The 19,936-nt window shown below is 40.3% G+C and carries 22 protein-coding genes; 13 read left to right on the top strand and 9 right to left on the bottom strand.

Features of this window, described 5'->3' with window-relative positions; all coding sequences use genetic code 11:
* Positions 1 to 78: 78 nt before the first annotated feature.
* From zwf to HA044_RS06840, 4 genes are all read right to left on the bottom strand, one after another.
* On the bottom strand, positions 79 to 1,545 hold the full coding sequence (zwf, locus tag HA044_RS06825; protein ID WP_187540451.1) for a glucose-6-phosphate dehydrogenase: 1,467 nt from the start codon (positions 1,543 to 1,545) through the stop codon (positions 79 to 81).
* A 439-nt stretch (positions 1,546 to 1,984) separates the two neighbouring features.
* Positions 1,985 to 2,800: a TIGR03943 family putative permease subunit gene (locus HA044_RS06830; RefSeq protein ID WP_187540453.1), complete on the bottom strand. Its 816-nt coding sequence runs from the start codon at positions 2,798 to 2,800 to the stop codon at positions 1,985 to 1,987.
* Positions 2,797 to 3,702, bottom strand: a complete 906-nt coding sequence (locus tag HA044_RS06835; RefSeq protein WP_187540455.1) for a permease — start codon at positions 3,700 to 3,702, stop codon at positions 2,797 to 2,799. The genes HA044_RS06830 and HA044_RS06835 overlap by 4 nt, the downstream gene beginning before the upstream one ends.
* Before the next feature lie 2 nt (positions 3,703 to 3,704).
* On the bottom strand, positions 3,705 to 3,854 hold the full coding sequence (locus HA044_RS06840; RefSeq protein ID WP_187540457.1) for an SPJ_0845 family protein: 150 nt from the start codon (positions 3,852 to 3,854) through the stop codon (positions 3,705 to 3,707).
* 149 nt (positions 3,855 to 4,003) lie between these two features.
* Here HA044_RS06840 and HA044_RS06845 point away from each other — a divergent pair, with 149 nt between their 5' ends.
* From HA044_RS06845 to HA044_RS06880, 8 genes are all read left to right on the top strand, one after another.
* Entirely contained in the window at positions 4,004 to 6,160 is a 2,157-nt protein-coding gene (locus HA044_RS06845; protein ID WP_398588486.1) for a Tex family protein, read from the top strand.
* Positions 6,147 to 6,602: a SprT family protein gene (locus HA044_RS06850; protein WP_187540461.1), complete on the top strand. Its 456-nt coding sequence runs from the start codon at positions 6,147 to 6,149 to the stop codon at positions 6,600 to 6,602. Before HA044_RS06845 ends, HA044_RS06850 begins: the two co-directional genes overlap by 14 nt.
* Positions 6,603 to 6,676: 74 nt before the next feature.
* Positions 6,677 to 6,952 carry a PspC domain-containing protein gene (locus HA044_RS06855; protein ID WP_187540463.1) on the top strand — a complete coding sequence of 92 codons (276 nt, stop codon included), beginning with the start codon at positions 6,677 to 6,679 and terminating at the stop codon, positions 6,950 to 6,952.
* A 12-nt stretch (positions 6,953 to 6,964) separates the two neighbouring features.
* Entirely contained in the window at positions 6,965 to 7,363 is a 399-nt protein-coding gene (locus HA044_RS06860) for a hypothetical protein (RefSeq protein WP_187540464.1), read from the top strand.
* 432 nt (positions 7,364 to 7,795) lie between these two features.
* Positions 7,796 to 8,728: an HPr(Ser) kinase/phosphatase gene (hprK, locus tag HA044_RS06865; RefSeq protein WP_187540465.1), complete on the top strand. Its 933-nt coding sequence runs from the start codon at positions 7,796 to 7,798 to the stop codon at positions 8,726 to 8,728.
* Positions 8,725 to 9,507, top strand: a complete 783-nt coding sequence (lgt, locus tag HA044_RS06870) for a prolipoprotein diacylglyceryl transferase (RefSeq protein WP_187540466.1) — start codon at positions 8,725 to 8,727, stop codon at positions 9,505 to 9,507. Before hprK ends, lgt begins: the two co-directional genes overlap by 4 nt.
* Before the next feature lie 3 nt (positions 9,508 to 9,510).
* Complete coding sequence (locus tag HA044_RS06875) at positions 9,511 to 9,894, top strand: DUF948 domain-containing protein (RefSeq protein ID WP_187540467.1); 384 nt, start codon at positions 9,511 to 9,513, stop codon at positions 9,892 to 9,894.
* A gap of 18 nt (positions 9,895 to 9,912) precedes the next feature.
* Complete coding sequence (locus HA044_RS06880; RefSeq protein ID WP_187540468.1) at positions 9,913 to 10,362, top strand: YtxH domain-containing protein; 450 nt, start codon at positions 9,913 to 9,915, stop codon at positions 10,360 to 10,362.
* A gap of 418 nt (positions 10,363 to 10,780) precedes the next feature.
* Here the strand turns inward: HA044_RS06880 and HA044_RS06885 are convergent, their stop codons facing one another.
* Positions 10,781 to 11,074 carry a DUF3270 family protein gene (locus HA044_RS06885; RefSeq protein WP_187540469.1) on the bottom strand — a complete coding sequence of 98 codons (294 nt, stop codon included), beginning with the start codon at positions 11,072 to 11,074 and terminating at the stop codon, positions 10,781 to 10,783.
* A 129-nt stretch (positions 11,075 to 11,203) separates the two neighbouring features.
* Here HA044_RS06885 and HA044_RS06890 point away from each other — a divergent pair, with 129 nt between their 5' ends.
* Entirely contained in the window at positions 11,204 to 12,133 is a 930-nt protein-coding gene (locus HA044_RS06890) for a peptidase U32 family protein (RefSeq protein ID WP_187540470.1), read from the top strand.
* Between the two features lie 95 nt (positions 12,134 to 12,228).
* Positions 12,229 to 13,515 (top strand): U32 family peptidase, encoded by a 1,287-nt coding sequence (locus tag HA044_RS06895; RefSeq protein WP_187540471.1) that lies wholly within the window; start codon positions 12,229 to 12,231, stop codon positions 13,513 to 13,515.
* A gap of 242 nt (positions 13,516 to 13,757) precedes the next feature.
* Here the strand turns inward: HA044_RS06895 and HA044_RS06900 are convergent, their stop codons facing one another.
* Complete coding sequence (locus tag HA044_RS06900; RefSeq protein ID WP_187540472.1) at positions 13,758 to 15,128, bottom strand: DHA2 family efflux MFS transporter permease subunit; 1,371 nt, start codon at positions 15,126 to 15,128, stop codon at positions 13,758 to 13,760.
* A gap of 40 nt (positions 15,129 to 15,168) precedes the next feature.
* Positions 15,169 to 15,294, bottom strand: a complete 126-nt coding sequence (locus HA044_RS06905; protein ID WP_187540473.1) for a 3-hydroxyacyl-ACP dehydratase — start codon at positions 15,292 to 15,294, stop codon at positions 15,169 to 15,171.
* Positions 15,295 to 15,396: 102 nt separating this feature from the next.
* Here HA044_RS06905 and HA044_RS06910 point away from each other — a divergent pair, with 102 nt between their 5' ends.
* Positions 15,397 to 15,726 (top strand): helix-turn-helix domain-containing protein, encoded by a 330-nt coding sequence (locus tag HA044_RS06910; RefSeq protein WP_187540474.1) that lies wholly within the window; start codon positions 15,397 to 15,399, stop codon positions 15,724 to 15,726.
* 252 nt (positions 15,727 to 15,978) lie between these two features.
* Here the strand turns inward: HA044_RS06910 and HA044_RS06915 are convergent, their stop codons facing one another.
* Positions 15,979 to 16,311 (bottom strand): hypothetical protein, encoded by a 333-nt coding sequence (locus HA044_RS06915; protein ID WP_187540475.1) that lies wholly within the window; start codon positions 16,309 to 16,311, stop codon positions 15,979 to 15,981.
* A gap of 89 nt (positions 16,312 to 16,400) precedes the next feature.
* Here HA044_RS06915 and HA044_RS06920 point away from each other — a divergent pair, with 89 nt between their 5' ends.
* Positions 16,401 to 16,616, top strand: coding sequence for a YdbC family protein (locus tag HA044_RS06920; protein ID WP_187540476.1), 216 nt, complete (start codon positions 16,401 to 16,403; stop codon positions 16,614 to 16,616).
* Between the two features lie 172 nt (positions 16,617 to 16,788).
* Positions 16,789 to 17,520: a cyclase family protein gene (locus HA044_RS06925; RefSeq protein WP_187540477.1), complete on the top strand. Its 732-nt coding sequence runs from the start codon at positions 16,789 to 16,791 to the stop codon at positions 17,518 to 17,520.
* 350 nt (positions 17,521 to 17,870) lie between these two features.
* Here the strand turns inward: HA044_RS06925 and HA044_RS06930 are convergent, their stop codons facing one another.
* On the bottom strand, positions 17,871 to 19,637 hold the full coding sequence (locus tag HA044_RS06930) for an LPXTG cell wall anchor domain-containing protein (protein WP_187540478.1): 1,767 nt from the start codon (positions 19,635 to 19,637) through the stop codon (positions 17,871 to 17,873).
* Positions 19,638 to 19,936 lie beyond the last annotated feature (299 nt).

Here is a 19,936-nt window from a genome sequence, read left to right on the forward strand (position 1 = left end):
AGAAAAAGACAAATTGTTATTCCGACAATTTGTCTTTTTGTGTCATTGAAATAAAAAACCACCCGAAGGTGGCTTGTTTTAATTCTTAGGCTCAGGTTTCCACACCCATTCTGCTCCGTATTCTGTAAGGAGATCATCAGAAGCAGTTGGTCCCATGGATCCTGACTTGTACTCATAGAGGGGTGCTCCATTTTCAGCCCAGAGTCTTTCAATTCGATCAATTAATTGCCATGAAGCGCGAACTTCGTGCCAATGGCTATAATTGGTGGAATCATTGTTCAACACATCATAAATCAATTTTTCATATGGCTCTGGTGAAGCTCCAGTTGCCGTTGCATCCGTTTCATAGTCGAAAGAAATCGGCGCGATACTGAACTGCTCGCCCACTTCTTTTCCATTGATGCTCAATGAAAAGCCTTCATTTGGCTGAATATAGATGGTCAAGACGTTAGGTCGTAAACTGTCTCCAAAGATAGAATCTGTTTGCTTAAAGACCACATTGACCATGGTTCCTTTCTTAGTTAGACGTTTCCCAGTACGGAAGAAGAAAGGTACTCCTTGGAACCGATCGCTATCAACAAAGAAAGCTCCAGAAGCATAGGTTTCCGTAGTAGATTCAGGATCGACATTTGGTTCACTGCGATAAGAGATATCTTTTTTTCCTTCGATGGTTCCAGAATGGTATTGGCCACGGATGAAGAATTTCTTTAATTCCTCATCAGTAGGATTGTGCATTTGCTCGAACACTTTAACTTTTTCAGCACGAATCGCATCCTTGGTAAAGGTAGCAGGCTTATCCATAGCAAGCAAAGACAAGAGCTGAAGGGTATGGTTTTGCACCATGTCCCGAAGGGCTCCAGAGTGATCATAGTAGCCACCGCGTTCTTCAACACCCAAGCGTTCTGCAAAGGTAATTTGGATGTTGTCAATGAAGTCTCGGTTCCATAGGTTATCAAAAATCAGATTGCCGAAACGAATGGCAAAAATATTTTGGATCATTTCTTTTCCAAGGTAGTGGTCGATCCGGAAGATTTGTTCTTCATCGAAAGTTTCTTCCAATTCCTTGTTGAGTTGACTGGCCGTTTCTAGGTCTGTACCAAAAGGTTTTTCAACGATCAAGCGCTCAAAGCCTTGTCCATCCACAATGCCTTCTGATTTCAGGTGTTTGGCAATGGTTCCAAAAAATTGAGGAGCCATGGATAAGAAGAAGACCTTGTTGTGTTCTGTTTGGTATTTCTCATCCAAGCTGCTTTGCAATTCGCGCAGAGCGATGTAATGCTCTGTATCATTGACGTCATGACTTTGGTAGTAGAAATGACTGGCAAATTCTTGAGCTTGCTGTGGGCTATCTGCCAGATCTGTGATGGATTCTACCACGACCGATTCAAAGTATTCCTTGCTCCATGGTCTGCGGGCTGTTCCGATCACTGCAAAGTGTTCAGATAGATTTCCTGATTTATAGAGTCTAAAAAGGGATGGATAGAGTTTGCGCTTAGCTAAATCTCCACTGGCCCCGAAAATGGTTACAATAACTTTTGAAGACATTTAAGTACCTATTTCCTATTTTATTAACCATATTTTACCATAAAATCTACAAGATTTCCTATACAGAAACTAAGTTCCTCACAATTTCCAATTGAGTGTGACTCGGTGAAAGAAAAAGAGGCTGGGACAAAAGTCCTAGCCTCTCAATTGTCTTTGGATTGTCGAGCAAGACGCAGTGGTTGAGTGCTCAAAGCACTGCTTTGAGGTGACGGATAGAACTTGCGAAGCAAGTATCCTAAGTCTTTGTTCGCTTTTTAAGCTTCAAAGATGCCCTATGTTGACGGAAACTATGTTTCCTTTATCTGCAACCTTCAACAGTCTCCCAGACTGTTGAAGCTGTGCGGAGGTGGAACGACGAAATCGAATTCTAACGAATGACCGATTTCTGTCCCACTCTCTTTGACTGGTATAAGATATTTGACTCACAACCCAAGCTCCATCAGAATACGCGATAGACATAAGGATTGTCGGGTTTTGTAATGGTCTGGCAATCTCTAATGTGGAGGACTGGCAAGCTTTGTTTGAGTTGCTTGTGGTATTCAATGGACAAGATTCCTTTGGCCTGGATCCAAGTATTGTTTTCGAAATGCTGAGGGGCCCCGGTCGTTAAGAGGCCGTAGACGCCGGAATCTGCAATACAGTGGATGATCCCAAAGCGAAAGAGGAATTGACTGTCTTTGTTATTAGGGTCATTGTAAACAAAACCAGTCAACTCGATGGTCTTTCCTGCAAATTGGTCAGGATAATCATAAATCACTTCCATGACTTCCATGTAATTCTCAGTAGTCACCTGGATCACCTTTTTATCCACATATTTCTTTGCTGCCTGCTTCATTTCTGATTCATAGGCAGACTTGGTGAAATAGCTACTGGTATCCGGTTTGAGATACTGAGTGGTTGTGCCTTCGTCTTGCTGGATTTCCTTGGAGGAACCAGCTGCCACTGGGAAATGGTAGCCTTTGGCAGAGACTGTTTGGGAATCTAACGTTACGGTTGGGAAAAATAGACCGACAAACAAAGGGATGCAAAGCAAGAAGATACTAGCTACTTTAGCCCAGAAGCCAGAGAGATGACTGTGGAGCTTCATTTGCTTGACCCAGATAATCAGCTGCACAAGAGCTAAAACAAAGGACAAGAACATGGAAATATATGCCAAGTAAGAGTAGTGTAAGTTGATGTATTGATTGAGCTTACCAGATAATTGCAAATACATGGTGAGTTCAAAATAGCCAGCTAATATCAAGAAACGAATCATAGCACTACCCCCACAAACCAAGCATAAAGGAGCACAACTCCACAAACAATTCCGATAAATTGCCAGATGAAACGAGCCTTGAGATAATTTTTCATCATGAGGAGATTTTTGACATCCAGCATGGGACCAATCACCAAAAAGGCTAGAACAGGCGCTAGTCCAAAACTGCTCAGAAGAGAGGATCCAACAAAGGCGTCCGCCTCGCTACAAAGTGAGAGGAGAAAGGACAAGGCCATAAGGAGGAGAATAGCAATAATCGGTGTCGCACTGATTGAGGTGAGAATCCGCGTTGGAACATAGACTTGGACGAGGCTAGCAAAGAGGCAACCAAATACCAGGTAGCGTCCTGTGTCAAAGAATTCATCAATGGCCTGCACCAAGACTTGGAAGAGTTTTTTCCCTTTGCTCAAGCCACTAAAATTATGCTCATGCACAGCCTTGCGCTGTTCTTTTTGGATTGAGTCGGTCTGTATAAAACCAAGAAAGATCCCAAGCACCGTTGCGACAAGAAGGGATCCCAAAGCGCGGTAGAGAGCCATCTTTAGGGAGTTCCCAAATGCGGAATAGGTTGCAAAGAGAACGATGGGATTGATAACGGGCGCCGTTACCAGAAAGGGAACAGCAGTATAACTAGGAACCTTCTTCTCTAAAAAGCGATTGATAATAGGAACAATCCCACATTCGCAGGAAGGAAAGATGAAACCGACAAAAGTCCCAAAGAAAATCCGTCCAAATTTATTTCTGGGGAGAAAGCGGTAGACCCTCTCGGGGGTGATATAGACCTCAATGATCCCTGAAATGATACTTCCGATTAGGACAAAGGGCAGGGCCTCAATGATAATCGAAAGAAAAATAGCCCCAGCCTGCAAGACGCTTGAGGGTAGGTGTTGAAAGAGGGCCATAGTTATTTAGCCTTCTCGTCTTCTTTTTTAAGAGCTTTTTGAGCCTTTTTTTTCTCATCTGGGAAATCGACTTTTTTTTCTACATCTGGAAAACTTGCAAAGTTTTCAAACATTTTATCAAGATCATCTGTCTTAGAAAATTTAATAGCCATTTTTGGGCCTCCTTATTCATTTTCTATCATTATAACAAAAAGAAAAGAGCAAGGGGGAAATGGAGCATAAAAGGAAAGATCAATAGGGTCAAAATTATTCTATGGAAAACCCCTGAAACAGGGACCAGAACAGGCGATCTCACTCCTTGATGGCAGCAAAATATGCTATAATAGAAGCTATGGATAAATATGAAAAAATAGCCCAAGAATTGGGTGTTAGCTTAAAACAAATCGATACCGTATTGAGCCTGACCGCGGAAGGCTCAACCATTCCCTTCATTGCCCGCTATCGAAAAGATCTGACGGGAAATTTAGATGAAGTAGCGATCAAGGCCATTATTGATCGGGATAAGTCCTTAACAGCCCTAGCCGAACGGAAGGAAACCGTCCTAGCCAAGATTGCTGAACAAGGCAAGTTGACGGATGCGCTTAAGCAGGCCATTGAAGCTGCTGAAAAATTAGCGGATGTCGAAGAACTCTATCTGCCTTATAAGGAAAAACGGCGGACCAAGGCTACGATTGCCCGAGAAGCAGGTCTTTTCCCCTTGGCGCGTCTTATTCTACAAAATAGTCCAGACTTGGAAGCGGAGGCACAGAAATTTACCTGTGAGATCTTCCCAACTGAAACCGCTGCTTTAGCTGGTGCAGTAGATATTTTGGTCGAGGCTATTTCAGAGGACACCCAACTGCGGGCTCTCACCTATCAAGAAATTCATGGGTATTCCCTCATGACCTCAACTCTAAAGGATGAAAGCTTAGATCCTAAGCGAACTTTTGAAATCTACTATGATTTTTCTGAAAAGATCAAGAGTATGCAAGGTTACCGGACGCTTGCTCTCAATCGTGGGGAAAAATTGGGCGTTCTTAAAGTCGGATTTGAGCACCATCTGGATCGAATCATTCGTATTTTTGAAGCTCGATTTAAAACGAAAAATACCTATATCGATGAGGTGATTCAGCAGGCCGTCAAGAAAAAAATTGTACCAGCGATCGAACGCCGGATTCGAACAGAGTTGACTGAGGCTGCCGAAGACGGTGCTATCCAATTATTCTCTGAAAATCTACGGAATCTATTGCTCATTCCTCCATTGAAGGGTCGCGTGGTCCTTGGTTTTGACCCAGCTTTCCGTACTGGTGCTAAATTAGCCGTTGTCGATGAAACTGGAAAGATGCTCACAACCCAGGTCATCTATCCAGTTGCCCCTGCAAAACCAGCTCAGATCGAGCAAGCTAAGAAGGATCTGTCCTCCTTGATCAAGGAGTTTGACGTAGAGATTATTGCGATTGGAAATGGAACCGCCAGTCGTGAAAGCGAGGCCTTTGTCGCAGAGGTACTCCATGACCATCCAGGGGTCCGCTATGTCATTGTCAATGAAAGCGGAGCTTCTGTTTACTCAGCTAGTGAGTTGGCCCGTCATGAGTTCCCAGAATTAACCGTTGAAAAACGCTCGGCTATTTCTATTGCCCGCCGCCTGCAAGATCCCTTGGCTGAGTTGGTTAAAATCGATGCCAAGTCGATCGGTGTGGGTCAATACCAGCACGATGTCAATCAGAAGAAATTGACCGAAGGCTTGGACTTTGTGGTGGATACGGTCGTTAACCAAGTTGGGGTGAATATCAATACAGCTGGTCCCTCTCTCTTAGCGCATGTAGCTGGGCTCAATAAAACTATCTCTGAAAATATCGTGAAGTACCGGGAAGAAGAAGGAATGATCCTCTCACGGGCGCAGATTAAAAAAGTCCCTCGTCTCGGAGCCAAGGCTTTCGAGCAGGCGGCGGGATTCTTACGCATTCCTGAAAGTAAAAACATTTTGGACAATACTGGCGTCCACCCTGAAAGTTACAAGGAAGTTGAAAAGCTCTTTCAACTTCTTGAAATTACCGAACTGGATGAATCTGCTCAGGAAAAATTAAAAGCTGTCAATATAGAGGAAATGTCGACCCAGCTTGATCTGGGACCAGAAACTCTAAAAGATATTATTGCTGATCTCTTAAAACCGGGTCGCGACTTGCGGGATTCCTTTGATGCACCAGTGCTCCGTCAGGATGTCTTGGATATTAAAGATCTCCATATCGGTCAAAAATTAGAAGGGGTTGTGCGCAATGTGGTTGATTTCGGAGCCTTTGTCGATATTGGTATTCACGAGGATGGCTTGATTCATATCTCCCATATGAGCAAGCAATTCATCAAGCATCCAAGCCAAGTCGTCTCAGTAGGTGATTTGGTAACCGTCTGGGTGAAGAAGATTGACGTGGAACGCGAAAAAGTCAATCTCAGTTTGGTAGCACCGAATGAATCTAACTGAGTATGTACGCCAAGTATCTATAGAAGATTTTGGGAGAAAATTCCGTCATCAAGCAGTGTGGAATTCACGTCTCCAAACCACTGGAGGTCGTTTCTTTCCCAAGGATCGACACCTTGATTTTAACCTAAAAATATACCAAGCTTTCGGGTTAGAGGTCTTTCGCAAAATTGTCCGCCACGAGCTCTGCCATTACCATCTTTACGATCAAGGTAAAGGCTATCGCCACAGAGACCCAGCTTTTAAGCAACTCCTTCAGCAAGTGGATGGTCTTCGTTTCACTCCCTCTCTACCAGATAGGACTAGGCGAGTCAAGTGCATCTATCTCTATCAATGTCCCCATTGTGGTCAAGAGTATAGACGAAAGCGAAAAATCGATCTGCAGAAATATGCCTGCGGTCGCTGTCGCAGCCGCCTGCAATTCCTTGAAATGAGACAAGAATAAGAATCGGTCTGTAGGCGGATCTCTTTCCAGTTAGACTCTGCTAAAATAGGTCTAACTAGAAAGAGGAACATCTAATGAAATCATCATTTTATAAATTAAAACACCGCCGCCTGGTTTCAGGTGTGCTAGCTGGCCTAGCTGATAAATTTGATATTAGCGTGGCCCTACTTCGCTTTTTGTTTATTCTCTTTATCTTCTCTAGCGCCTTTTGGGCTGTCGTGATCTACTTTCTACTAGATGCTATCTTACCCTACAAGGAGGAAGAAGAGCAAGTAAGGTATAGGAATGGCCCCCGTAGGAGAAAAGAAGCCGAACCCATCTATGATCAAACGGACAAGCCATTTTTCTAAAGGGAGGTCCTTGTGAAACAACGATATTATTATCTTGCCTTTATCGTATACGTCCATATCAGTTTTATTGCTCAATTCTTCATTTTAAATCGAATTCTTGGGGACGGACTTGGGACGGGTCTGATCACACTATTTCTTTTCTCACTAGGTCTTGGAAATAGTCTCTTTTATCTCTTGTTTCTTCCGGCAAAAGGTAAGATAGAACCAAAAATTGTTCGATTTTTTATCTTATTTTTGCCAGGCTTTTTCCTCGTTTCCTCCCTACTGGGAGGTGGACCGACCTTTTTCCTATTAGGCTTGCTCGCAATTCCATCAAACGCATTGGTCTACGGAATCTCAATGGGTCTAAAAAGAATGTTGATCGATCTGCTGGAGTCTAGGAAAGCAAAAAAGTCTTCATCGCTTGAGTGAGAGTGGGACAGAAATCGGTCATTCGTTAGAATTCGATTTCGTCGTCCCACCTCCGCACAGCTTCAACAGTCTGGGAGACTGTTGAAGGTTGCAGATAAAGGAAACATAGTTTCCGTCAACATAGGGCATCTTTGAAGCTTAAAAAGCGAACAAAGACTTAGGATACTTGCTTCGCAAGTTCTATCCGTCACCTCAAAGCAGTGCTTTGAGCACTCAACCACTGCGTCTTGCTCGACACTCCAAAGATAATTGAGAGGCTTGGACTTTTGTCCCAGCCTCATTTTTTACTCTTGATAGGGCGGATCATTGTTTTAAAGCGAACTGTGAAAAGTAAGAAAGAATGGAAATTGAATCGAGCAAACAACACTTCAGTCTCTCGTCTGAAGAGAAAATTTGCTATAATAGAGAGAGAATTTGAAAAGGGAGAATGCTATGGCAGTTACTGTTCGCGATTTACAAGCAAAGCTTCGTTTATCGGTTATTTACGGAGAAGATCATCTCTTGGACAAGGAAATCACCACTTCGGATATTTCCCGGCCAGGTCTTGAGATGACAGGCTATTTTGATTATTACACCCCAGAGCGGATTCTTCTTGTAGGGATGAAAGAATGGTCCTACTTGATCAAGATGAGCTCCCACAATCGCCACCAAGTTTTACGAAAGATGTTTCAGCCAGAGACTCCTGTGATTATCGTAGCACGAAATTTGGAAATTCCTGAAGAAATGTTACGGGCAGCAGAAGAGAAGCAAATTGCTATTTTAAGTAGCAATATTGCGACCAGCCGTTTGTCCGGGGAACTTTCCAGCTATCTGGATAGCCGTCTAGCTGAGCGTACCAGTGTTCATGGTGTTTTGATGGACATTTATGGGATGGGGGTCTTGATCCAAGGAGATAGCGGAATCGGAAAAAGCGAGACCGGCCTTGAGCTTGTCAAGCGTGGCCACCGTTTGGTCGCAGACGATCGGGTTGATATCTACGCCCGTGATGAGATGACTCTTTGGGGAGAGCCGGCTGAGATCTTACGCCATTTACTGGAGATCCGCGGAGTTGGAATTATCGATGTGATGAGCCTTTATGGAGCAAGTGCGGTAAAGGATTCTTCACAAGTCCAAATCGCCGTTTATCTGGAAAATTACACCACGGATAAGGTCTATGACCGTCTTGGAAATAACGCAGAAGAAATAGAAATCGGCGGGGTGACCATTCCTCGTATTCGCATTCCTGTCAAAACAGGTCGGAATATTTCCGTTGTGATTGAAGCTGCAGCCATGAATGTACGTGCTAAAGAAATGGGCTACGATGCAACCAAAACCTTTGAAGAAAGATTGACTCAGTTGATCAGTCAAAATGAGGTGAAGGAATGAATCCAATAGCTCTTCAATTAGGCCCTATTAGTATCCGATGGTATGCGATTTGTATTGTGACAGGTGTGATCTTGGCGGTCTATCTTTCCATGAAAGAAGCCCCTCGCAAACGCATCAATCCAGATGATATTATTGATTTCATTTTGATCGCCTTTCCACTAGCCATTATTGGGGCTCGATTGTATTATGTGATCTTTGAATGGGGCTACTATAGCCAGCATCCAGCTGAAATTTTTGCCGTCTGGAATGGAGGTATTGCCATCTATGGTGGTTTGTTAACAGGGGCACTCGTCTTGTATCTCTTTTCTCACAGACGAATGATTGATACGATCGACTTTTTGGATATTGCAGCACCTAGTGTCATGATCGCACAAAGTATTGGGCGCTGGGGAAACTTCTTTAACCAAGAAGCCTATGGTCGAGCCGTTAACAGTCTCAACTATCTCCCATCTTTTATCCGTGATCAGATGTATATAGACGGAAGTTACCGTCAGCCAACCTTCCTATACGAGTCCTGCTGGAATCTATTAGGCTTCGTCTTGATTTTATTGTTACGCCGAAAACCCCAATTTTTAAGACAAGGTGAAGTTGCAGGTTTTTACCTCATCTGGTACGGTTTTGGCCGGATGATCATTGAAGGTATGCGGACGGATAGCCTGATGTTTGCTGGGATCCGGGTTTCCCAATGGTTATCGATCTTATTGATTTTAGTTGGTCTCGGTGTATTTGTTTACCAGAGACGCAAAAAAGCCCCTTATTATGTAGAAGTAAAGGAGTAACCTATGTTTATTGAAATTACATACGGCCTCTTAGGCCTAGCTCTCGTGGCTCTCGTGATTTACATGATTTTCTTTCTTTCAAAGATTGGAAAAGTTGTGGATGAGACACAAAAAACCATCCAGGTATTGACGTCAGATGTCAATGTTACCTTACACCAAACAAATGACCTATTGGCAAAAGTCAATGTCTTAACGGACGACTTGAACCAAAAGGTTGCGACGATTGATCCCTTGTTTACAGCTGTAGCGGACCTTTCTGAATCTGTATCAGATCTAAATGACCAAGCCCGTCAATTAGGTTCCAAAGCTGTATCAGCTGGTGGGAAAACAGTGAAAGCCTCTATTGGATTAAAGGCGATTCGAATGGCTTCAAAATTATTTAAATAGAAATGAGGATGAAAACAAATGGGACGTTTATCTAGTTTATTAATCGGTGTTATTTCAGGTGCTTCGGCAGCCTACTATTTATCAACAGAGAAAGGAAAGAAGGTCACTAAAAAGGTCGTACGCTTTGTAAAAGACTATCAAGAAGACCCTCAAGAAGTCCATGAATCTGTGAAACAAACTGCTAAAGATGTTTCCAAACAAGCAGCGGAAGTGATCCAACAAACCAAAGAAAAAGTTGGTTCAGGCGAAATTACAACAGGAACCGTTTTAGAATCTGTCAAAGAAAAGACGCAGGATGTGGTTGAAAAGTCACAAGAAGTTTATCATTCATTAAAAGATAAACTCCACAAAGAAAATTTAGCAGGAAACGACTTGGTTCAATCCATTCGCAAACAAACTGAGTCAGAAGACATTGTCCTTGATCTGGATGAAAAAGACTCGGAAGCAGTAGAAGAAACGAAAGAATAAAAAAGAGAGTGGGACAGAAATCGGTCATTCGTTAGAATTCGATTTGGTCGTCCCACCTCCGCACAGTTGAGTAGGGCTGTAAAAGCTGATGAAATCAGCGTAGTAGAGTCCACTCAACCACTGCGTCTTGCTCGACAATCCAAAAACAAGAAGAGGCTAGGACTTTTGTCCCAGCCTCATTTTTCTCACATCGGAAAGTTTAAGTATTTCTTGATTTGTTCAAAAAATTAGAATACATTTATATTTTTTTGCAGAATTTCTTAACTTATTTTGCTTTGATAAAATAGCTTATCTATGTTCTAAGGCTCTCTATGCCTCATTTTTTTGAAGTTAAATGATTAATTGCTCATTATATTTTATTTTGAAATATCATTTTCTATTAAAAATTTGTACAAAAAAATCAGGCAGACCTGATTTTTTATTTTCTTTTTTTATTGAAGTAGATTCTAAATCCTTGAATACTAGCAAAGCTAGAAGCAATCGCTAAAGCAAAGGCGAAGAAGGTATTCATTTTTGTTGCTAAAAAGACAAAGCTAAAAACAACTGTCAATACACAGAAAATCGCAATATTCAAAAAGTACAGCAATTCACTTAATTGGGGTGCAGGTTCAACTTCAGGCATATAATCCTGAATAGGGGTTATTTCTTGATCTTTTACTAATTCGAGATAATCGAATTCTTCATCATAGTGTCTTAAGTTTCTTACGGGCATATTCTCTCTCCTAACAGTTCTCTACTATTCTACCATGAATTCATGCAGTTGAATGTTACAAAAATGTTACAAATTTTACAAAATGAAGAAATTTTTTATGAATAGGGGAATTTTTGTTATAATGGATCTATGAAAAATATAATTATTACAGCAACAGCGGAGAGTGTGGAGCAAGCCCAAACCCTGATCAATGCAGGGGTTGACCGGATCTATGTTGGCGAATCAGACTACGGATTACGATTGCCTCAAACTTTAAGCTATGACGAAATAAATCGAATTGCCCAATTAGTCCATGCTGCTGGCAAAGAATTGACAGTAGCTGTAAATGCACTCATGCACCAATCGATGATGGATTCAATCAAGCCTTTCCTTGATTTTTTGAAGGACATTCAGGCAGATTATGTGACCGTCGGAGATGCGGGCGTTTTTTATGTCCTGAAGCGTGACGGCTATCCGTTTAAAACTATTTATGATGCCTCTACCATGGTCACTTCAAGTCGCCAGATTAATTTCTGGGGAAAACAGGCAGGTGCTTCGGAAGCTGTTTTGGCTCGTGAAATTCCATCTGCTGAACTGTTTATGATGGCAGAAAATTTACAGATACCAGCTGAAGTCTTGGTCTATGGTGCCAGCATTATTCACCATTCGAAGCGTCCTTTGCTTCACAATTATTATAATTTTATCAAGACAGAAGAATCGGTTACCAAGGAGCGTGATTTGTTCCTAGCGGAGCCGGGAGATCCGGATTCTCATTACTCTGTCTATGAAGACAAGCATGGAACACATATTTTTTCAAACAATGATTTGGATATGATGACCAAGCTCTCTGAGTTGGTGGAGCATGGGTATGATCATTGGAAACTGGATGGTGTCTACTGTCCGGGTGAGAACTTTGTCAAGATTACAGAATACTTTATCAAAGCCCGTGATTTGATCCAAAAAGGAACCTTCACGCAAGATCAAGCCTATCTCTTTGATGAAGAAATCCGTAAATTGCATCCTGCCAATCGGGGACTTGACACTGGCTTTTACGATTATGCGCCAGATCGTGTAAAATAATAGAAACAATAGCAGCTTCTTCGTTTGAGAGTTTCCCATTTTCAGGGAACGAAGAGGCGATTCATAAATCGACAATCTTGTAAATTGGAGAAAACATGACAAATACAAAAAAACGTCCAGAGGTCTTGGTACCTGCTGGAACCTTAGAAAAATTAAAAGTTGCTGTGAATTACGGGGCAGATGCTGTCTTCGTTGGTGGGCAAGCCTATGGCTTACGTAGCCGAGCAGGAAATTTCACCATGGATGAACTTCGCGAAGGGATTGAATACGCTCATGCCCATGGGGTAGATGTACACGTTGCGTCGAACATGGTGACACATGAAGGAAATGAAAAAGGAGCTGGTGAGTGGTTCCGCGAATTGCGTGATATGGGACTGGATGCTGTGATCGTATCAGACCCAGCCTTGATTGAAATCTGCTCAACCTATGCGCCAGGTCTTCATATTCACTTGTCTACTCAAGCTTCCGCGACCAATGTAGAAACCTTCCATTTCTGGAAAGAATATGGCTTGACTCGTGTCGTCTTGGCTCGTGAGGTGTCCATGGAAGAGTTAGCTGAGATCCGTAAGCGTACAGACCTTGAGATTGAGGCCTTTGTGCATGGAGCCATGTGTATTTCCTATTCAGGACGGTGTACGCTTTCCAACCACATGTCTGACCGAGACGCCAACCGTGGGGGCTGTTCCCAATCTTGTCGTTGGAAATACGATCTTTATGATATGCCGTTTGGTCGAGAACGCAAGAGTGTGAAAGGCCAAATCCCAGAAGAATACTCTATGTCAGCTGTGGATATGTGTATGATCGAACATATCCCTGATATGATTGACAATGGAGTTGACAGCTTGAAGATTGAGGGTCGGATGAAATCAGTCCATTATGTATCAACGGTTGCCAACTGTTACAAGGCCGCTTGTGATGCTTATATGGAAAGTCCAGAAGCCTTTTATGCGATCAAGGATGATTTGATAAATGAATTGTGGAAGGTGGCTCAACGTGAGTTGGCGACTGGTTTCTACTACCAAACACCTACTGAAAATGAACAATTGTTTGGAGCACGTCGGAAGATTCCTCAATATAAATTTGTAGGAGAAGTCGTAGATTTTGATCCATCTACCATGACAGCGACGATTCGTCAACGGAATGTGATCAATGAAGGGGACCAAGTGGAATTCTACGGACCAGGCTTCCGTCATTTTGAATGCCATATTCAGGATTTGCACGATAAAGACGGTGTTAAAATTGATCGTGCACCAAATCCGATGGAACTCCTTACCATCACCGTTCCACAGGAAGTCAAACCAGGAGATATGATCCGTTCTTGCCAAGAAGGTTTGATCAATCTTTACTCAAAAGATGGTGCAAGCAAAACTGTTCGAGTATAACAAAAAAAGAGAGGGTTAAACCTCTCTTCAGATTGTATACAAACTCTATCAGGACTAGAAAAATTTCTCCTCTATAGTTTGGTTACCATATAGTAAAAACTCTTAGGAATGCCTATTTAGTAGCATTTGTAAGAGCTTTTTCTTTATAAGATTATAAATAAAGATTGAAGGAACTTGTCCAAAACGGACTTTTTCTTCAATCTGTATAATCAACTTTTAAATTGAATGCATTCTGTTTAGTTTTATTCTTTTCCATAAAGGTAACGACTAGCAATTAACCAAATAGCAATATACATTATCACGTTAACAAAAAATGCGACAACGATGACTATATTCCAATCATGGGATAAATTAGTAGTTACAATTCCCATGATTGTTGTACCAAAAAGGCCACCAATCTGTTTGTTGGCGTTTAAAGTTGCACCAGCAATTCCAGATAATTCTTGACCAGCAGTTTCCATAAGAATGGTTGTAGTTGCTGGAGTTAAGACACCGATACCTAGACTCATTAAAGAAAATAAAGGGATTAGGATATATAGTTGAATTTCATGAAAAAGGACTCCCATTCCAAAAATTCCTGCTGCTCCTACAATGGCAAAAATAATTGAGACAGTAGCGAGGCTTCCCACAGAAAATCGTTTTACAGCACGTGCGTAAAATAAATTACCAATAATTAAGACAATCATTCCTGGTAGAATGAGGAGTCCAGAAACCATTGAGGAGAGGTTTAAATAAGTTTGAAAATAAAGTCCTAGCACCAAAACAATGCCATATAATGAAATGTTAACTACTAAACCTAACAGATTAGAGACAATAAACTTAGCATTTTTTAATAGTTGGTGGGGAACAATAGGTGCTTTACTTTTTTTATCTTGGACTATTAAACCAATAGCAAATAATATAAACAGGAGAAGAAACAATAAAAGATTTGAGTTACTATAACCATATTGATTCCCTTCAACAAGGTAAATAACTAGACTTCCGATAGTTGCAACTAGAAATATATTACTAAAAATGTCAATTCTGGTCTTTGGATTGGCAATATTATTTTTCACGAGAAGTAATATTGAAATTACTGTCAAAATTCCAAATGGAATATTGACTAAGAAAATACCCCTCCATCCGAAGTAGTTAATAATCAGTCCACCAATAAAAGAACCAGTACCGGTTGCAACAGAAATAATTGCTGTCCAGATTCCTAACATACGTGCTCTTCTAGTAGAATCGGGGTATGAAATGAATAAAAGTGCTAATGAACTTGGCATAAACAAAGAAGCACCGAAACCTTGAATGAATCTAAGTATAATTAATGTTTCAATATTTGGTGAAAAAGAGCACCCTAACGAGGCAAGTGTAAAAATTGTCATTCCAATTAATAAAATTCGTTTAGCGCCATATTTTGTTGTTAGATTTCCTGAAAGTAGGAGCAAAGAACCTAAAGCTAGTGTATAGGCGTTAATAATCCAAATGGATTGCTCTAATGAGACGCTCATAGCTGTTTCAATATGGGGAACAGCAAGAACCACTCCGGTTGTATCTAGGACCGCCATAATGTATCCTAGTGAAAGAATAAAAAGTAGATAAGCTGGCGCTTTTGTATTTGTTTTTTTCATCAAGTTTCCTCCGTTATTTCATAAAACCAATTTTCATTTATCAATCAAAAGCAATATGTTTAACTTTCTGAAAATATTTTACTTGAGTATATCCAGCACCAAAGTATCTTTCATCAACGAAATCGAGAATATCTTCGATACGGTCAAACCTAGTTATAATATTCATAGTAATTTCCACTTTCAAGTGATATAATTAGCTTATCATGTAATTATTTCTGAAACAAGAAGGGAAAAAAAGTATAGTAACTATCAAAAAAGGAGGAAACGAATGGAGACTTGCAAGATGCAACCTTTGAAAAAAACAAATTGTCCAGCAAGAAGGGTCTTGAATTTACTAAAAGGTAAATTTACTCTTGAGATCTTATCTGAAATTATTGATGGTAATATACATTATAGTAGTCTTTTGCGTAGTGTAGAAGGCATTAATCCGAGAATATTAGCTCAACGGTTACATGATTTCGAGGAAGAAGGTATTTTATCAAGAAAAGTTTTACCGACATCGCCTCCACAGGTTGAATATAAAATGACAAAGAAAGGTAATGCTCTAAGAAGTATCGTTGAAGAAATGAAAAAATGGGAGCAAACTTATGGTGATTAGATTAAATTGATATAATTTATTGCTATTATTTTTTTTAAACCTAGAAAATGTAATTATGAAATATTTGGGAACCTCGTTAATCAAGGTAGCGTAAAATACTAGTATTGTGTACTCTAACTTTTTGCTAGTTTAAAAAGTTAAACTTTGATAGAATTTTTTATGATATTTTTACAAATTTAGAAATTTAGAAATTAGATTGAGGGTAATAAAAAAACGCCAAAAATGACGTTTTTTCTTCAATCTGAGAGAGGCCTAAACCTCTCTTTTTTGCTGAGCGATGCGAATATTGTTGGGAACCAGACTGATTTTCTGGATCTCAGCAATACGGATAATCGTGGACATACTTTTTTTGAAGTTCTTGACGATCAATTGTTGGCGATCTTGGTCATATTTTACAATGTCACCTGTAAAACTCTTATTTGAAAAGATCACGTGAACCCCTTGTTTTTTTCGTAGTGCTTGTTGAATAATTTCAGTAATTCGCTCATCTTCTAATGGGGCAGGTGTACTGACTTTTCCATTAAAAAACTCATTCGCGCGGTCTTTCACGATCTTGAGAAATTTTTTCATAGCTAAATTCTCCATAACTTGATACAATATATTATAGATAATTTCCACGAATTTGTAAATAATTTACGAATAATAGAGATGAGAAGGAAAGAAAGGAGATAAAAATGGCTGAATTTTCGTTTCAAATCGAAGAGCATCTGTTGGTTTTGTCTGAAAACGACAAGGGTTGGACCAAAGAACTCAATCGTGTGAGCTTTAATGGTGCACCTGCAAAGTATGACCTTCGGACATGGAGTCCTGATCATACAAAGATGGGCAAGGGGATTACGCTCACCAATGAAGAATTTCAAGTGCTATTGAATGCTTTTAAGAATGAATAGCTAAAGGGAGTTGGGGGCTTGTCCTCTACTCTTTTTTTATTTAGATATAGGTTAAAACTATAGATAGATCAAAGATATTAGATTATCCTAACCCCTTGTTTATCAAGCACTAGAGTGTTACAATGTATTCATTCATTGCTTAATGTATAACTATAAGCAGGAGGAAGAAAGAATGTCAGATTTACTAAGTATTTACAAGGAATTGCAAGCTAAAAAATGGGTGGATTTGAGTCACCAAATCAATGCAGAAAGCCCACACTTTCCAGCTCTTCCGGCCTTGAAGCAAGAAGACCTCTTTACACTTAAAGATGGTTTTCATGTTCAAAAATTCACGGTTGTGGGGCAATACGGAACACATATTGATGCGCCGATTCACTTTGTAGAAGGAGGCCGTTGGTTGGATGAGATTGCTCTCAAAGATCTCCTCTTGCCACTTTATGTCATCGACAAATCGAAAGAAGTTGCAGCCAATCCAAACTTTATCTTGAGCAAACAAGATATCTTAGACTTCGAAGCAGAGTATGGACAAATTACTGAGGGGGCCTTTGTCGCTTTCCGTAGTGATTGGTCAAAACGTTGGCCAGATCAAGATGCTATGCGTAACCTAGATGAAAATGGGGTTCAACAAAGTCCAGGTTGGAGCCGTGAAGCTCTAGAATTCTTGATTCATGAACGTCATGTTAAAGCAGTAGGCCATGAAACCTTTGATACAGATGCAGGTATTCCAGCAGCAGAACATGGTTTGGTCAATGAATATTATCTCTTGGAACAAAACATCTACCAAGTAGAAGTATTGAACCAATTGGATCAAGTACCAGCTGTTGGCGCTTTGATTTCGATTGCTTTCCCACATTGGGACAAGGCAACTGGCTCACCAGTTCGTGCCATTGCCATCTTACCATAAACAAAGAAAAAAGCTTGGGACAATCGTCAAATATGGCGTTTGTCTTTTTTGAACCTATTAGCTTTATCATCTAGTAATCCATCCGAAAACCAAATTTAGAGTAAAATAAAGAGAGACCGTCACTATTCATTTCACCAATTTTTGATATGTAAATACGTTAAAGTGAGAATAACCTTTATGCGACTTTATACAAAGAAAATCCCTTAGAAACTTGTTTTCTAAGGGATTTTTCTTCAATCCGAGGGAATCAATCTGGTTCCCTATTTTTAGGTTGAACATCTACTTGAGATTATAGAAGTTCATGTTCTTATGGTTACGCTTTAAGATACGACGATCCATCTAATTCTAGATTAGTTTTTCGTCAATTTGCGTTTCATAACGACAGAACCTGCCAAGACAAGAGCACCTGTCAATACAAGTCCAGTTGCAACCATTTCACCAGTATTAGGTAAGATCACTTTGCGATCTCCCTTGATGTCCCCATTTGAAGCTGGTCTTTTAGAAGTTGCGGTAGTACCAGAAAGGTTTGGTTTAGTAGTAGACTTTGTAGGAGTTGACTTAGGTTCTTTGGTTGAAGTAACGGTAGTCTTAGGTTCTTTGGTTGAAGTAACGGTAGTCTTAGGTTCTTTGGTTGAAGTAACGGTAGTCTTAGGTTCTTTGGTTGAAGTAACGGTAGTCTTAGGTTCTTTGGTCGAAGTAACAGTAGTCTTAGGTTCTTCAGTCGAAGTAATAGTAGTCTTAGGTTCTTCAGTCGAAGTAACAGTAGTCTTAGGTTCTTCAGTCGAAGTAACGGTAGTCTTAGGTTCTTCGGTAGAAGTAACGGTAGTCTTCGGTTCTTCAGAAGAAGTAACGGTAGTCTTAGGTTCTTCGGTAGAAGTAACAGTAGTCTTAGGTTCTTCAGAAGAAGTAACGGTAGTCTTAGGTTTTTCGGTAGAAGTAACAGTAGTCTTAGGTTCTTCGGTAGAAGTAACAGTAGTCTTCGGTTCTTCAGTTGAAGTAACAGTAGTCTTAGGTTCTTCAGAAGAAGTAACGGTAGTCTTCGGTTCTTCAGTTGAAGTAACAGTAGTCTTAGGTTCTTCAGTCGAAGTAACGGTAGTCTTAGGTTCTTTGGTTGTTGTTGAAGTCATATCGCCATCCACACCACCATTTGCATTTATATTTGCTACAGAGGCATTGACTTCTTTTGCAACGACTGCTTGTTCACCTTTCACTTGATACCATACTTTAGTATTATTCAAGAAATTCTTTTGTTTGTCATTCTCTACCTTAGTTTGGTAAAAGATAAGGACGCCAGTCTTGTTGATTTCACTTTGAGGCAGTGTAACCGTAATTTTTCCTGATGCCTCGATTGTAAAAGTAGCTCCAGGAAAGGCTGCTAAGAAATCGTCGATAGCAGTCGAACCACTGTAATATCCTGGCTTGTTACCAGTTGTAGTAATACTGAAGCTATCTTTCACAAGTGAATGTCCGCCTTGAATTTCATCTTCAACACGAACGTTTCCATCAGCTTCTAAGTTCATAGCGTTAATGGTTAGTGTCCAAAGAATGTGTTCAGGATCGTTAGCATGCATATCACCTGCTTTGAGATAGAATGGGGCACTATTAACACCAGTAGCCATTTTCTTAACGTTTAAATCGACGGTTCTAACTCCACTAATAATAGTGAATTTTCCAACATGCTCCTTATCGGTTGCTGTATCGTTATGACCTTCAATTTCAAATTCACCCCAACCATGGATGTTTTGAATGTTTTTGATACCTTCATTGAAAGTAACTGTCGCAGCACCATCTGTAATGACCATGTCTCCAACATAAGTACCATCAATACTTAATGGAATGGTCTTCTTGAATCCTGTCCCGTAGATCGTTCCAGAGCTTGTCCAGTTCACTCGTAGCGTATCTCCTGGTTGGATTTTTTGTGCGTGTTCATCAAAGGTAAACTTAACGGTTGTTTGTCCACCATCTGTAATTTCTTCGGATGAAACAGTTAGTGAGCTAATATTGTTGCTCACATCTCCAGCTTTTACCATATCAGATTGCGAAAATAGTATGAATAATAATGGTAAAAACACAAGAAAGAAGAGTTTCGAAAGCCTTCTTAAATTACTTTTTTTCATTTTCTTCTCCAATTATTTAGATCAGTTTGTATGTTTTTGTTAAAAACTTACAAAAACATGCATGACTTTATAGGTTGGTTTTTTAAAGACTGCACCATTATAAATGCACCTCCCACTAGTCTATATTAAAAAACATCCTATAAAATGAATTATATCACAAATTAGTGAAATTTAAATTATAAAAAATAATTTATCTATGAAATTTTTAGCATTTTGCTATAATTGGATAAATGAAAAAGAGGCTGGTCAGAAACTGTCCAGCCTTAGATGTTTGAAAGAAATAACAGTATGAAGCAGAG

Origin of the sequence: Streptococcus sp. IMAU 99161 (assembly GCF_014435245.1) — a bacterium.
Classification (GTDB): domain Bacteria; phylum Bacillota; class Bacilli; order Lactobacillales; family Streptococcaceae; genus Streptococcus; species Streptococcus lactarius.